Source organism: Phytohabitans maris (assembly GCF_031085175.1).
Classification (GTDB): Bacteria; Actinomycetota; Actinomycetes; order Mycobacteriales; family Micromonosporaceae; genus Phytohabitans; species Phytohabitans maris.
In genome coordinates this window covers 152,480-165,632 of record NZ_JAVHUY010000013.1, presented here as the reverse complement: position 1 = coordinate 165,632, position 13,153 = coordinate 152,480, and the positions used below count along the sequence as shown (strand labels likewise).

The window sequence follows — 13,153 nt, the reverse complement described above, 5'->3', positions numbered from 1 at the left end:
GGATGGTCGGTTTCGGTCAGTCCGCAGGTGGAGCGGGTGGCGCCGGCATCACCACCGCCACTCTGCGTGACCTCGCGCCACACGGTGCGTCCATCCTGGACCGTCACCGGCTGATGCTGGTGACCAAGGGACACGGCACGCACGAGGTCGACTTCGAGGTGTACCAGTGCCGGCCGGGCACGCTCGTCTGGGCGCGCCCCGGCCAGCTCGTCCGCCCCGGCGGCCAGCCCGGGCTCGATGCCACGCTGCTGTGCTGGACACCCGGACCGTGGCCGGCCGCGCCCGATCCGGGGAGTGTGGACGGAGCCGCCGGCGGTGGTGCCGTCACCGTCCCGGAGCTGCCCGACGGCGGCCCCACCCACCGCCAGCTCGCCGGCGAAGACGAGGACGCGGTCATCAACGAGGTCAGCCAGCTCGTCGTCGACTGCGAGCGGGGACTGTCGCCGGAGCTGCTGCGGCAGCAGCTCGCCACGCTCCTGCTCCGCGTCCGCCTGCTCGGCCCGCAGTCCACGCAGGCCCCGCCGCCGGTGGCAGGCGCGCAGCCCCCGGAGGGCCTGTGGCCCGCGGGCGAGGTCGAGGCCTTCGACCGCTTCCGCGACGAGCTGGAACGGGGATACGCCCGCACCCGCCGCGTCGAGGACTACGCCGACCGGCTCGGCTGCTGCGTGCGTACGCTGACCCGGGCCAGCCTCGCCGCCACCGGCCGCTCCGCCAAGCAGGTCATCGACGACCGGGTGACCCTGGAGGCAAAGCGGCTGCTGGCCGGCACCGACCTGCCGGTCGCCGAGATCGGGCGCCGGCTCGGCTTCCCGGAGCCGACCAACTTCGGCCGCTTCTTCCAGCGCGAGGCCGGCCAGAGCCCGGGTGCGTTCCGGGCCGAGGCGGCCGGCGGCGAAGCCCCGGGCCCGCCCGCCACCGAGGCCGTGGCGGGCGGCTGGGCCGGCGTGCCCGCGCCACGACCACCCCTCGACCCCGTGACCGGGTACGTGCAGGCATGATGTAGGCGTGCAGATCTCGGCCCGCGGTGACTACGCGGTGCGCGCCGCGCTCAGCCTGGCCGCCGCGTACCCGTCACTCATGTCCGCGCAGGCGATCGCGCACGAACAGGACATGCCGCGCAAGTTCCTCGAGGCGGTCCTGGCCGACCTGCGCCGCGCCGCGATCGTGCGGGCCCAGCGGGGCGCCGAGGGCGGATACACGCTGGCCCACCCACCCCGCGAGATCACCATCGGCTCGATCCTGCGGGCGGTCGACGGCCCTCTCGCCGGCGTGCGTGGGCTGCGCCCGGAGGAGACCAGGTACGAGGGAGCGGCGGAAAACCTGCCGCGGCTCTGGGTGGCGGTGCGGGCCGCGGTCCGCGACGTGGTCGACGAGGTCAGCCTCGCCGAGATGGTGAGCGGCAGGATGCCGGCCCACGTCCGCAAGCTCACCACCCGCCCGGACGCCTGGGAGCCCCGCTGAGGGCGGTCGTTAGGGCAGGGTGATGAGGACGTCGCCGCCGAGGCGGCCGCGGTCTGGGGTGCGGGTCACGGTGCCGGCCGCCAGCAGGGCGGTCAGGACGCGGACCGTGTCCGTGGCGCGGTACACGGTCTGGGTCAGTGTGAACTGGCGCAGCTGCGTCACCGTCCGCGGGCCGGCCGTGGCCAGGTGGGCCAGGAGCTCGCGGCGTAGCGGGCCCGGGTGTGGGCTGAGCGAGATGTCCAGCAGGTGGCCCTCGGGGTCGCGCGGGTCGCGGTAGCGGACGCCGGCGTACTCGTCGACGGCCCAGAGCGCGTTCTTGAACGCCTCCAGCCCCTTGCCGGCCGCCGTCGCGAAGGTGACCAGGCGGGCGTCCGAGGTGTTTACCAGCTCCACATGGGCGGTCAGCGGCATGGGCGGGGCCGGCAGCTCACCCGTACCCGAGACGAGCAGGACCTCGGCGGGCTTGCCGGTGCCGGCGGCGGCCAGTGACGCGGGCCCGGCGCCGTCCAGGAAGGCCAGCAGCGGGGCGCCGGCGGCGCCCGCGGCCTTGAGCGCGGCGGGCAGCCGGTCGTCGAGCGGGCCGTCGACGGGGTGGACGCTCAGCTCGGGTGGCGTGCCCAACTCGGCCTGCACCGCGTCCAGCCGGGCACCGAGCGGGCCGGGGGCCGGCCCCACGAGCACCACCGCCAGCCGGCGGCCGCGGAGCCGGTCGGCAAACTCGGCGAACACCCGCAGCGCCGCCTCGGCGGTCGGCTCGTCGGGGGCGGTGGCCCAGCCGTACGCGAACGTGGCGCCCCGCGCGCCGTGCAGCGCGCCCGGGGTCCAGGCGTCGAGGTAGCGCACCAGCAGCTCCCGGACGGCCCCGGCGATCGCGCTCATGCCAGATAAGTTACGCGGAAACGGAGATTCCCACGCCGCCTCGGGTGGTGGGACCGTAGCGCTGCTTCTCCCGCGCGATGTCCAGCGGGCGGATCCGCTTGCGGGCCTCCAGGGCGGCCGGGTCCAGCAGGTCGGCCGGGATCAGCCAGACGACCTCGAACTCCAGACCGTCCGGATCTTTGCCATAGAGACTCTTCGTGGTCCCGTGGTCGGAGGTGCCGACCAGCGCGCCGGCCTCGACCAGCTTGCCGGCGATGCGCTCGAGCTCGTCGAGCGTGTCGACCTCCCAGGCGAGGTGGTAGAGGCCGACCGTGCTCCGGCCGGCGGGCGAGGGTCCGGCGCCGTCACCGATCTCGAAGAGGCCGAGGTCGTGGTCGTTGGTGGAGTCGGGGGCCTGCAGGAAGGCGGCGCCCTGGAAGCCGTCCGGGGTCATCGCGATCGGTCGGAAGCCCAGGACGTCACGGTAGAAGGCGACGCTACGGTTGACGTCGCGGACGAAGAGGACGGCATGGTTGAGCCGATGTACACCCATGACAAGCACGGTACGCCGATGATTGAAAGCTCAACAAGTCTATGACCAGGTGGCTGGACGAGGAGGAGCAGCGCACCTGGCGCGCGTTCCTGCACGCCTCCCGGGCGCTGTGGGACCGGCTCGACCGCGAGCTGCAGCGCGACGCCGGGATGCCGCACGCGTACTACGAGATACTGGTCCGCCTCTCCGAGGCACCGCAGCGCATGCTGCGGATGAGTGATCTGGCCGAAGCCACACTGTCGTCGCGTAGCCGGCTTTCACACGCGGTCGCGCGCTTGGAGGAGTACGGGTGGGTACGGCGCGAGGACTGCCCCACCGACCGCCGCGGCCAGCTGGCGGTCCTGACCGACCAGGGCTTCCAGGTGCTGGCAGAGGCCGCGCACGGGCATGTCGAGGGTGTGCGCACGCACCTTTTCGACCAGCTGACGCCGGAGCAGGCGGCCCAGCTGCGGCAGATCAGCGAGGCGATGTTGGACCATCTCGATCCGGGCAGGGCCTTGTACTGATCGTGGCCGGTCCAGCACGATGAGGCAGATGTCTACAGGGCTGGCCGAAGTGACCGCGCGGGCGTACGACCTCTTCGAGGCGGGCGACCTCTCCGCGGCGCAGTCGCTGCTCGGCGACGCGCTCGCGGCCGCGGACACCGATCCGGGCAATGCGTCGTCCGCTCTCGCCGAGGCCGCCAGCCTCCACTCGCGCGTGCTGGTGCGGTTGGGCGAGCCGCACTCGGCGCGGGCCTGGGCCGCGTTCGCGTACGAGGCGGAGAGCCGGCTCTACGGCCCCTCCGACGAGCGCACGATCCGGGCCGCCGCCACGCTCGCCGCCGTGCTGCACCGCACCGGCAACCAGGCCGACTCCGCCGCTCTGTACGCGGTGGTGATCGAGGGGCTCACCGCGCTGGAGGGGCCGGAGTCGCCGCAGGTGCTGGCCGCGCACGCCGATCTGGCCACAGTGGAGTATGCGCGGGGCGAGTGCGACGTCGCCCGGGCCCGGCTGGCCGAGGCGTGGGACATGACCCGCGAGGCGTACGGGGACGCCCACCCCGCCGGCATCCGCATGCTGGCCCGGCTCGGCGCGATGGAGCGCGACTGCGGCCACTTCACCGAGGCACACCAGCACCTCGCGCACGCCCGCGAGCTGACCCGGGCCTACCTCGAGCCCGACGACCCGCTGGTCGCCCAGATCGCCGCGCTCTCCCGCGCCCCGGCCAACCCGCACCACAACTGCGGCGGCCCCGCCCTGCCGACCGCGCCGACCGACGACGAGGCGTACCCCGGCCTCCAGGACGTCGACGGCTCGCCGCTCGACCTGCCCCCGGCGCAGGGGGAGGCGCCGCCGCACCGCCCGCAGTCGCCGGTGCCGCCGGACGTCGCCGAGACCTGGCGCCCGGACGAGACCTCCGCCCGGCTGCCCGTGCACGTGCCCCGCCAGCGCCGCCGCCGGCGCGGGCCCGCGCCGCTGGTCACCGGGGCACTGGTCGCCGCCGTGATCGGCGCGGTCGCGGTCGTGGTCGGGCTCGCCGCGGTCGACCGGGGCCAGGACCCCGAGGAGACCGCCCCGCCGGCCGCGAGCTGGCCACCGCCCCCGGCCACCACCGCACCGCAGACCAGCGCGCCGCCCGCGAGCAGGCCGCCGGCCAGCCCCACCGGCCCGGCCCGCGCCCGCCCCGGCACCCCACCCAGCCGGGTGACGCTCGACGACGGCGGGGAGAGCATCACGTTGCGCTGGGCCTACCCGCTGGGCGCGCAGGGCAAGGTGCGCGTCTCCGGCGCGCCGAAGGGGCAGCAGCAGCGCCCGTTCGAAGACCTGCCCGCGGGCAGCACCACCTACGTCGTGCACGGCCTCGACCAGGACAGCGACTTCTGCTTCGAGATCGCCGTGGTCTACCCCGGCAACAACCTCGGCCGCGCCAAGCCGGTCTGCACCACCCGCACGGGCTAAAGTGATCGAAGCTCCTTTCAAGTCGTTCTAACTACTTGAAAGGAGCTTCGATCACAGCTTTCTAGTCGGGGCAGGGCGCCGCGGGCAGGCGGATCTCCGCGCGCAGGCCGGGACCGGGGCTCGCGTCCGCGAGCCGGACCGTGCCGCCGTGCCGGCGGGTGAGCTCGCGCACGATCGCCAGCCCCAGACCGGCGCCGCCGGCGTCGCGGGCCCGCGCGTCGTCGAGGCGGGTGAAGCGGTCGAAGACCCGCTGGCGGTCGGCGACCGGGATGCCCGGCCCGTCGTCCGTCACGGTCACGAGCTGGTACGGGCCGTCGCGGCTCACCTCCACGCGTACGGTGCTGCGGGTATGGCGGACGGCGTTGTCGACCAGGTTGGCGACCACCCGGGCGAGCGCCTCCGGCTCCCCGTTGGTCCACAGTGGATCCTCGGCGACGGCGGCGGTGACCGGGGGCGACGGGTAGCGCTCGGCCAGCGAGGTGACCAGCTCGCCCAGCTCCACCGGTACGCTGCGCAGCGCCCGGGTACCGGCGTCGTCGGCCCGGGCGAGCAGCAGCAGGTCGTCGACGAGGCGGCTGAGCCGCTCGGTGTCGAGCAGCAGGTCGTCGGCGACCGCCGGCCAGTCGGTGCGCTCCCCCAGCCGCTGGGCCACCTCGAGTTGGGTACGCATGTTGGTCAGCGGGCTGCGCAGCTCGTGCGCCGCGTCCGCCACGAACGCCCGCTGCCGGGCCCGGGCCGCCTCCAGCCGGTCGAGCATGCCGTTGAGCGTGACCGCCAGCCGGTGGATCTCGTCGTGCGAGTCGGGCAGCGGCAGCTGGCCGGGGCGGGCGCCGCCGGTGATCTCCTCGGCCCCGGTGCGCAGCGCCTCCACCGGCCGCAGCGTGAGCCCGACCACCCGCCAGGCCACCGCCGCGAGCGCGACCAGCAGCAGCGGGAACGCGATCAGCAGGATGTTGCGCAGCAGCCGCACGCTCTGCGCGAGGTCGGCCATCGATTTGGCCACGAGCACCGTATCCGTGCCGGCCGGCTCGGCGACCACCCGCACCGGCCCGCGGATGCCGAGCCGGTCACCGGGGATGTAGAGGCTCTCCCCCGCGCGGGCCCGTGGCATCTCCTCCGGGAAGAGCACCGGCACCAGCCGGTCGGCGTCGATCGAGGCGGCCAGGACCCGGTGCTGGTCGTCGACCACCTGCACCCGTACGTCGCCGATCACCGGCAGCGGCTGGGGCGCCTGGTTGGCCTCGACCATCGCGGCCACGCCCTCGGCGCTCTGCCGGGCCTCGCTGTCCGCGGTCGACTGGAGGGCCAGGCCGAGCGCGTACACCATCACGACGCCGCCGACCGCGAGCCCGCCGGCCAGCCCGGCGACGCCGATGAACATCAGCCGAGCACGCAGGCTGATCCGGCGCCACCAGCGCATTCTCATGCCGACAGACGGTATCCCGCGCCGCGGACCGTCTCCAGGACGTCGCGGCCGAGCTTGCGGCGCAGGTACCCGACGTAGACCTCCACCGCGTTCGGCGCGGTCTCGATGCTGGCGTCCCAGACGTGGTCGAGCAGCTCGGTCTTGGAGACCACCTCGCCGGAGCGGCGCATCAGGTACTCCAGAAGCGCGAACTCCCGGGCGGTGAGCGTGATCTCGACCCCGTCGAGGGTGACCCGCCGCTCGGCCGGGTCGAGGCGGAGCGCGCCGACGGTGAGCACGGTGGGGCGCTGCGGCGCACCCCGGCGCAGCAGCGCGCGGAGGCGGGCCAGCAGCACCACGTAGGAGAAGGGCTTGGTCAGGTAGTCGTCGGCGCCGCAGTCGAGGCCGTCGGCCTGGTCGTACTCGCCGTCCTTGGCGGAGAGCATGAGGACCGGCAGCCAGTGCTCCTCGGCGCGGAGCTGGCGGACCACCCGGTAGCCGGACAAACCCGGCAGCATCACGTCGAGGATCATCGCGTCGTACCCGCCGTGGCGGGCCATCTCCAGCCCGGTCGGGCCGTCGCCGGCCACGTCGACCGCGAAGCCCTCGCCCTGGAGCCCGCGCTGCAGGGCAGTCGCCAGCCGCGCCTCGTCCTCCACCACCAGCAACCGCACGCCACCAAGCGTGCCATCCTTGCTGAGTGAGGCCACAGGCACTCTCAGCGCTCTCACAGGGCCGGTTGCGCACGATGAGTGCCAGGAGGTGCGAAACATGCCAGTAATGAACTCCCGACCCGCGCTCCGCTGGTTGGTGCCAGCGGCGGCCGTCGCGGTGGTGGTCGGCGGAGGGGCCGCCGTCGGCACGCTCGCCGCCACAGCCGAGCCCAGCCTGCCCCCGCGGACGGCGCAGCAGCTTCTGGTCGACCTGCAGACGGCACGGCTCGACGGGCTCTCCGGCACGGTGGTGCAGTCGGCCGACCTCGGCCTGCCCAACCTGCCCAGCCTGGCCGGCGGCGGCAGCGGCACGGCCGACATCACGTCGCTGCTCACCGACACCAACCAGCTGCGCGTCTGGTACTCCGGGCCGGACAAGACCCGGGTGGCGCTGATGGGCACGCTCGGCGAGACCGACGTGATCCGCAACGGCAAGGATCTGTGGCTCTGGTCGAGCAAGGAGAACAAGGCCGTCCACCGCACGATCAGTGACGCGGACACCAAGGCCCACCCGCTCCCCAGCGACCTGCCGATGACCCCGCAGGAGGCGGCCGACCGGGCGCTCGCCGCGGTCGATCCGACGACCGAGGTGACCGTCGGCCGGTCCGCGACGATCGCCGGGCGCGACGCGTACGAGCTGGTGCTCGCGCCGCGCGACAAGGCATCGCTCGTCGGCGAGGTGCGGATCGCGATCGACGCGGCCGAGCACGTGCCGCTGCGGCTGGAGGTCTTCCCGAAGGGCAGCGACCAGACCGCGTTCCAGATCGCGTTCACCCAGGTCGACTTCGCCCGGCCGGACGACGCGCAGTTCCGCTTCAACCCGCCGCCCGGCGCGCAGGTCGACGAGTCGACCGGCCTGCCGGAGGCCGCCAAGCCCGACACGGCACCGAAGACGCCCGAGGACGCGGGCTTCACCACCGTCGGCGAGGGCTGGACGACCGTCGCCGTGGTCGAGGGTGGCGAAGACGGCGAGGCCGGGCAGGAGGGCGACCAGGCGGCCCAGGTGCTCAGCATGCTCACCCCGGTCAGCGGCGCCTGGGGCAGCGGTCACCTGCTCAGCGGCCGGCTCTTCAGCGTCCTGCTCAGCGACGACGGCACCGTCTACGCCGGCCTGGTGGCGCCGGAGAGGTTGTACGAGGTAGCCCTGGAGCACAAGTGAGCGCGAGGAGTGAGGGAGCGCTAGCGACCGAGCCCCGCAGTCGCGAACGAAGGCAGGCTCAGTGACCGCGTTCGCGGTCGAGAGCTGTGGACTCACCAAGCGGTTCGGACGCCAGGTCGCGGTCAACGCCGTCGACCTGGCGGTCCCCCGCGGGGCGGTCTACGGGTTTCTCGGCCCGAACGGCTCCGGCAAGACCACCACGATCCGCATGCTCCTCGGCCTGATCCGGCCCACGTCCGGCGGCCACGCCCTGCTCGGCGAGCGGATGCCCGGCGGCGCCGCGACGGTGCTGCCCCGGGTGGGCGCGCTGGTCGAGGGGCCGGGCTTCCACCCGTACCTGTCCGGGATGGACAACCTGCGGCGGCTGGACGCGGCCGACCGTACCGCCCGGGCGGCGACGGCGGACGCCCGGATCCGGGCGGCGCTCGACCGGGTCGGGCTCGGCGCGGCGGCCGGCAAGCGCTTCCGGGCGTACTCGCTGGGCATGCGGCAGCGGCTCGCGCTGGCCGCGGCCATGCTCGCCTCGCGCGACCTGCTGATCCTGGACGAGCCGACCAACGGCCTCGACCCGCAGGGCACCCGCGAGGTGCGCTCGCTGATCGGTGCGCTGGCCGCCGAGGGCGCGACCGTGCTGCTCTCCACCCACCTGCTGTCCGAAGTGGAGCAGGTGTGCAGCCACGTCGGCGTCATGCACCAGGGCAACCTGGTGGCACAGTCCACACTGGAGGACCTGCGGGCCGAGGCGGCGCCGCGCGCGCGGGTGCGGACCGACCGGCCGGCCGACGCCGCCCGGGTGCTGCGCGAGCTCGGCCTCACCGAGGTGACCCACGACGGCGACAGCGCGACCGGGGTACTGGGTCCGGTCGCCCCGGAGAAGGCGGTGGCGACGCTGGTGCACGACGGCGTACCGGTAAGCGGCTTCGCGGTCGTCGCCGCCGACCTGGAGGAGCAGTTCGTGGCGCTGACCGGGGAGGGCTTCGATGTCAGCGGTTGAGGTGGCGGCCCGGCCGGCCACCGGCGGGGTCGGCGTACCGTTCCGTTTCCTCCGCTCGGAGCTGAGCCTGATCGCCCGGCGCCGGCGCAACCAGGCCGGCCTCGCGGTGCTGGCCGCGGTCCCGATCGTCATCGCGATCGCGGTGAAGGTGGCCAGCCCGACCTCGGCCGGCGGCGGCGAGGGCGCGCCGCAGTTCCTCTCGTCGATCAGCGGCAACGGGCTCTTCGTGGCGCTCGCCGCGCTCGCCCTCGAGATCCAGCTCTTCCTGCCGATCGCGGTGGCGGCGCTCGCCGGTGACGCGGTCGCCGGCGAGGCGAACGTGGGCACGCTCCGCTACCTGCTGACCGTGCCGGTGCACCGCACCCGCCTGCTCGCCGTGAAGTACGCGGGCATCGTGGCCGGCGCCTTCATCGCCACCGCGACGGTCGCCGGCACCGGGCTGGTGGCCGGGCTGGTGCTCTTCGGCGGCGGCGACGTCACGCTGCTGTCCGGTACGACGATCGGGATGGGCGAGGGCCTGCTGCGGCTGCTGGCGATCTGCCTCTACCTGACCGCCTGCCTCGCCGCGCTCGGCGCCGTCGGGCTCTTCGTCTCGACGCTCACCGAGCAGCCGATGGGCGCCACGATCGCGATCGTCATGGTCAACATGCTCAGCTGGATCCTGGGCGTGATCCCGCAGATCGACTGGCTCCACCCGTACCTGCTGACGCATTGGTGGGAGAACTTCGGCGACCTGCTCCGCGACCCCGTCGCCTGGGACCCGGTACGCCACGGCCTGCTCTCCGCGGCCGCCTACATCGTGATCTTCCTGAGCGCGGCTTGGGCCCGTTTCGGCGCCCGCGACGTTACGTCATGAGGGAGCGACCCCCGAGCGCGGTGCCGGCCCGGGGGTCGCCCGCCGCTCAGCAGGGGGCGCCGTTGACCGTGAACGTGGTCGGTGCCGCGTTCGTGGCGGTCCAGCTCGCGATGAAGCCGAACGTGACCGAGCCGTTCGCCGGCACGCCGCCGTTCCACGCCGCGTTGGTCACGGTGACGGCCGCGCCGCTCTGGGTGTAGGCGCCGGACCAGAGCTGGTTGATCTGCTGGCCGTTCGGGAACGCCCAGCCCACCGTCCAGCTGGTCAGCGCGCGCCCGGGCGCCACCCGCACCTCGCCCTGGAAGCCGCCCGGCCACTGTCCCACGACCCGGTAGGTGACCTGGCAGGCACCGGCGGGCGGCGAGCTCGTCGTGGGCGGCGCGCTGGTGGGCGCGCTCGTCGTGGGTACCGCCGTCGGGGTCGTCGGGGAGGCGGTGGTCTCGATCTTGGTGGGATCCACGATGCCCCAGTACGCGGGCTTCGCCTGCAACTGCTCGTCGAAGAGCAGCGGCGCGTCGTTGCGGACCACCGGGAACGTGTCGAGCCACGTGTCGTCGTCCGCCAGCCCCCACACGGTCACCGAGGTCAGCTCCGACGAGTACCGCTTGTAGAGGTCGAAGAGGTCGCGGTACTTGTACGCCTGCCGGATCAGCCGGTCGCGCGGCGGGGTCGGGAAGGACTCGCCGGAGTTGGTGTAGATGCTCACGTCCATCTCGGTGACCTGCTGGTCGACGCCGAGCGGCACGAACTTCTGGATCATCGCCTCGGTCTCGCTGACCGAGGGCCAGTCCACGTTGACGTGCATCTGGTGCCCGACGCCGTCGACCGGTACCCCCTCGGCCTTGAGCTGGCTCACCAGGCTGTAGAGCTTGTCGCGCTTGGCCGGCACGTTGGTGTTGTAGTCGTTGATGTAGAGCTTCGCGGCCGGCGCGACCTCGCGGGCCACCCGAAACGCGGTGCGGATGTAGTCGAGCCCGGCGATCTCGTACCACCGGCTGCGGCGCAGGCCGTCCGACTGGCCTTCGTCGACGACCTCGTTGACCACGTCCCAGGTGGCGATGTCGGTGCCGTAGTGCCCGACCACCGCGCGGATGTGCGCGTCGAGGCGGGACAGCAGCAGCGCCTTGTTGGCGGCGGTGGGGGTCATGGCGGCGCCGTTCGCGTCGAGGAACACCCAGGCCGGTGTCTGGTTGTGCCACACGAGCGTGTGCCCGCGTACCTGCATGCCGTTGGCCTGGGCGAAGTCGACCATCGCGTCGGCGTCGGTGAACCGGAACGTCCCCTCGGTCGGCTCGGTGGCGTCCCACTTGAGCGCGTTGCCCGGCGTGACCGAGTTGAAGTGTTTGCTCAGCAGCCGGGCGTGCTCGCCGAGCGTCTGCGGCACGCTGATCGCCGCACCGATCGGGAAGTGGTCGCCGAGCACGTCCTTGACCGAGGGGATGTCGGTCTGGATCGGGGTCGCCGGCGTGTACGACAGCGTGAAGTCGTCGATGTGCAGCGACGCGGTGCCGCTGGCCGTCTCCACGTACACGGTCAGGAAGTCGACGTCGTGGGCGAGCGTGTACTGGCCCTGCAGGTTGACCCAGCCGCCGTCGGAGACGTTGGTGTTGCCGACCACCTGGTCGTAGCTGGCCGTGCCGGCGGTGCGCCGCTCGACGCTCAGCCGGGCCTGCGCCGAGCCGCCGCCGGCCGCGAGGCGGGCCCAGACCGAGATGGTGTACCGGACACCTTTGTCCATTGTGTCCAGTACGTCGAGGGTCGGCCCCTCCCAGGTGCGGGTCCGTCCACTGGTGAGCAGGCTCCCCGTACCCGAATGTGCCACGGCCGTGCTCGCCGCGACGGTCTCGTCGGCGCGCGGAGCCCAGCCATGGATGTTGTTGTTTTCGAATGTGTGGTTGGCCACGACGACCGGCTCCGCGGCGCTCGCGGAGGGAGCGGCGGCCAGCGGGATCGCGACCGCGACGGACGCCGCGAGCGCGGCGAGCGCGAACGGGAGCCCGTGGCGCCTGTTTCCGCGCATCGTGAGCGCGAGGAGTGAGGGAGCGCTAGCGACCGAGCCTCGCAGTCGCGAACGAAAGGTAAGCATGGTGATTCCTCTCGTGGGTACGCGCGCTGCCTGCCACGTCTGCCCAGTCCATGGGAGGCGGCGCGAAGGTCGGCCCACGACGCGCGCCGGCTCCCGGGACGCGCTCGGCCTAGATGGTGATCGATGTTAGGGCGGGTGGACACACGCGTCAACGCCGATCATGCACACTCGTTTCCGTGACAGTCCCCTCGGCCGTGGTGGTCAACCCGTCGAAGGTCCTCGACGTCGACGAGCTGCGCCAGACCGTCACCGCACTGCTCGCCGAGGCGGGCTGGCCGGCGCCGGCCTGGTACGAGACGACCCGCGAGGACCCCGGCCGGGGCCAGGCGCGTCGGGCGGTCGAGGGCGGGGCGCGGGTGGTCTTCGCGTGCGGCGGCGACGGCACCGTGCGTTCCTGCGTCACCGAGCTCGCCGGCACCGACGTCGCGCTCGCCGTGCTGCCCAGCGGCACCGGCAACCTGCTCGCCGCCAACCTCGGCCTCACCCACGACCTGATCGCCGGCGTCGAGGTCGCGCTTGCCGGCGGCACCCGCCGGATCGACGTGGGCGCGGTCGACGGGGAGTGCTTCGCGGTGATGGCCGGGATGGGCTTCGACGCGGAGATGCTCGCCGCCACCTCGGAGACGACGAAGGCGCGGATCGGCTGGCCGGCGTACGTCTTCGGCGCGCTGCGCCACCTCCGCGACCGGCCGATGCGGGTCTCCATCCGGATCGACGACAACCCGCCGATCCGGCGCCGCGCCCGCACGGTCCTGATCGCGAACGTGGGGCGGCTCAAGGGCGGGCTGCGGCTGCTGCTGGACGCCGAGCCGGACGACGGGTCGTTCGACGTGGCGGTGCTCACCCCGCGCACCCTCGGCCACTGGGCCTCGCTGGCGTGGGCGGTGGCCCGGCGCCGGCGGCGGGTGCCGCGGATGGAGGTGTTTCGCGCCCGGAGCGTGCAGGTCACCAGCAACCGCGCCCAGCCCCGCGAGCTCGACGGCGACCTCATCGCGCCGGGCCGGGTGCTCCGCGCCGAGATGCGGCCCGAGTCGCTGTGGCTCTGCGTACCCCGCCCGGCCCCCTCACCCGACCTCGCCGACTCGGCGTAATGCGGACTCGGCTTACTGCGGACTCGGCTTATTGCT

13 protein-coding genes are annotated in these 13,153 nt (G+C 73.5%); 8 read left to right on the top strand and 5 right to left on the bottom strand.

The window, feature by feature from the left end; all coding sequences use genetic code 11:
- Nucleotides 1-2 precede the first annotated feature (2 nt).
- Entirely contained in the window at nucleotides 3-998 is a 996-nt protein-coding gene (locus RB614_RS16115; protein WP_308713306.1) for an AraC family transcriptional regulator, read from the top strand.
- A gap of 7 nt (nucleotides 999-1,005) precedes the next feature.
- On the top strand, nucleotides 1,006-1,461 hold the full coding sequence (locus RB614_RS16110) for an RrF2 family transcriptional regulator (protein ID WP_308713305.1): 456 nt from the start codon (nucleotides 1,006-1,008) through the stop codon (nucleotides 1,459-1,461).
- 9 nt (nucleotides 1,462-1,470) lie between these two features.
- Here the strand turns inward: RB614_RS16110 and RB614_RS16105 are convergent, their stop codons facing one another.
- A complete protein-coding gene (locus tag RB614_RS16105; RefSeq protein WP_308713304.1) occupies nucleotides 1,471-2,340 on the bottom strand; it encodes a hypothetical protein in 870 nt (289 codons plus the stop codon).
- A 10-nt stretch (nucleotides 2,341-2,350) separates the two neighbouring features.
- Complete coding sequence (locus RB614_RS16100; protein ID WP_308713303.1) at nucleotides 2,351-2,872, bottom strand: VOC family protein; 522 nt, start codon at nucleotides 2,870-2,872, stop codon at nucleotides 2,351-2,353.
- A 41-nt stretch (nucleotides 2,873-2,913) separates the two neighbouring features.
- Between RB614_RS16100 and RB614_RS16095 the strand changes: the two genes are divergently transcribed.
- Complete coding sequence (locus RB614_RS16095) at nucleotides 2,914-3,378, top strand: MarR family winged helix-turn-helix transcriptional regulator (RefSeq protein WP_308713302.1); 465 nt, start codon at nucleotides 2,914-2,916, stop codon at nucleotides 3,376-3,378.
- Nucleotides 3,379-3,406: 28 nt separating this feature from the next.
- A complete protein-coding gene (locus tag RB614_RS16090) occupies nucleotides 3,407-4,813 on the top strand; it encodes a tetratricopeptide repeat protein (protein WP_308713301.1) in 1,407 nt (468 codons plus the stop codon).
- Nucleotides 4,814-4,874: 61 nt separating this feature from the next.
- On the opposite strand, the gene RB614_RS16085 is transcribed toward RB614_RS16090, so the two are convergent.
- Together RB614_RS16085 and RB614_RS16080 are read right to left on the bottom strand one after the other, a co-directional pair.
- Complete coding sequence (locus tag RB614_RS16085) at nucleotides 4,875-6,194, bottom strand: sensor histidine kinase (protein WP_308713347.1); 1,320 nt, start codon at nucleotides 6,192-6,194, stop codon at nucleotides 4,875-4,877.
- A 41-nt stretch (nucleotides 6,195-6,235) separates the two neighbouring features.
- Nucleotides 6,236-6,892 carry a response regulator transcription factor gene (locus RB614_RS16080; RefSeq protein ID WP_308713300.1) on the bottom strand — a complete coding sequence of 219 codons (657 nt, stop codon included), beginning with the start codon at nucleotides 6,890-6,892 and terminating at the stop codon, nucleotides 6,236-6,238.
- Nucleotides 6,893-6,989: 97 nt separating this feature from the next.
- On the opposite strand from RB614_RS16080, the gene RB614_RS16075 reads away from it, so the two are divergent.
- The 3 genes from RB614_RS16075 (at nucleotide 6,990) to RB614_RS16065 (ending at nucleotide 9,940) form a co-directional block, all read left to right on the top strand.
- Nucleotides 6,990-8,090, top strand: a complete 1,101-nt coding sequence (locus tag RB614_RS16075; protein ID WP_308713299.1) for a LolA family protein — start codon at nucleotides 6,990-6,992, stop codon at nucleotides 8,088-8,090.
- Nucleotides 8,091-8,151: 61 nt separating this feature from the next.
- Complete coding sequence (locus RB614_RS16070; RefSeq protein WP_308713298.1) at nucleotides 8,152-9,084, top strand: ABC transporter ATP-binding protein; 933 nt, start codon at nucleotides 8,152-8,154, stop codon at nucleotides 9,082-9,084.
- Nucleotides 9,071-9,940, top strand: coding sequence for an ABC transporter permease (locus RB614_RS16065; protein ID WP_308713297.1), 870 nt, complete (start codon nucleotides 9,071-9,073; stop codon nucleotides 9,938-9,940). The genes RB614_RS16070 and RB614_RS16065 overlap by 14 nt, the downstream gene beginning before the upstream one ends.
- A gap of 46 nt (nucleotides 9,941-9,986) precedes the next feature.
- Here the strand turns inward: RB614_RS16065 and RB614_RS16060 are convergent, their stop codons facing one another.
- The gene (locus tag RB614_RS16060; RefSeq protein WP_308713296.1) at nucleotides 9,987-11,960 is read right to left on the bottom strand and encodes an endo-1,4-beta-xylanase; all 1,974 of its coding nucleotides are present in this window, start codon (nucleotides 11,958-11,960) and stop codon (nucleotides 9,987-9,989) included.
- Nucleotides 11,961-12,202: 242 nt separating this feature from the next.
- On the opposite strand from RB614_RS16060, the gene RB614_RS16055 reads away from it, so the two are divergent.
- Nucleotides 12,203-13,117 (top strand): diacylglycerol/lipid kinase family protein, encoded by a 915-nt coding sequence (locus RB614_RS16055; protein ID WP_308713295.1) that lies wholly within the window; start codon nucleotides 12,203-12,205, stop codon nucleotides 13,115-13,117.
- Nucleotides 13,118-13,153 lie beyond the last annotated feature (36 nt).

Bases quoted from the DNA above. Each gene is read 5' to 3' on its own strand.
- RB614_RS16115 (WP_308713306.1), top strand. From the start codon at position 3: ATGGTCGGTTTCGGTCAGTCCGCAGGTGGAGCGGGTGGCGCCGGCATC.
- RB614_RS16105 (WP_308713304.1), bottom strand. From the start codon at position 2,340: ATGAGCGCGATCGCCGGGGCCGTCCGGGAGCTGCTGGTGCGCTACCTC.
- RB614_RS16100 (WP_308713303.1), bottom strand. From the start codon at position 2,872: ATGGGTGTACATCGGCTCAACCATGCCGTCCTCTTCGTCCGCGACGTC.
- RB614_RS16095 (WP_308713302.1), top strand. From the start codon at position 2,914: ATGACCAGGTGGCTGGACGAGGAGGAGCAGCGCACCTGGCGCGCGTTC.
- RB614_RS16090 (WP_308713301.1), top strand. From the start codon at position 3,407: ATGTCTACAGGGCTGGCCGAAGTGACCGCGCGGGCGTACGACCTCTTC.
- RB614_RS16085 (WP_308713347.1), bottom strand. From the start codon at position 6,194: ATGTTCATCGGCGTCGCCGGGCTGGCCGGCGGGCTCGCGGTCGGCGGC.
- RB614_RS16075 (WP_308713299.1), top strand. From the start codon at position 6,990: ATGCCAGTAATGAACTCCCGACCCGCGCTCCGCTGGTTGGTGCCAGCG.
- RB614_RS16065 (WP_308713297.1), top strand. From the start codon at position 9,071: ATGTCAGCGGTTGAGGTGGCGGCCCGGCCGGCCACCGGCGGGGTCGGC.
- RB614_RS16060 (WP_308713296.1), bottom strand. From the start codon at position 11,960: ATGCGCGGAAACAGGCGCCACGGGCTCCCGTTCGCGCTCGCCGCGCTC.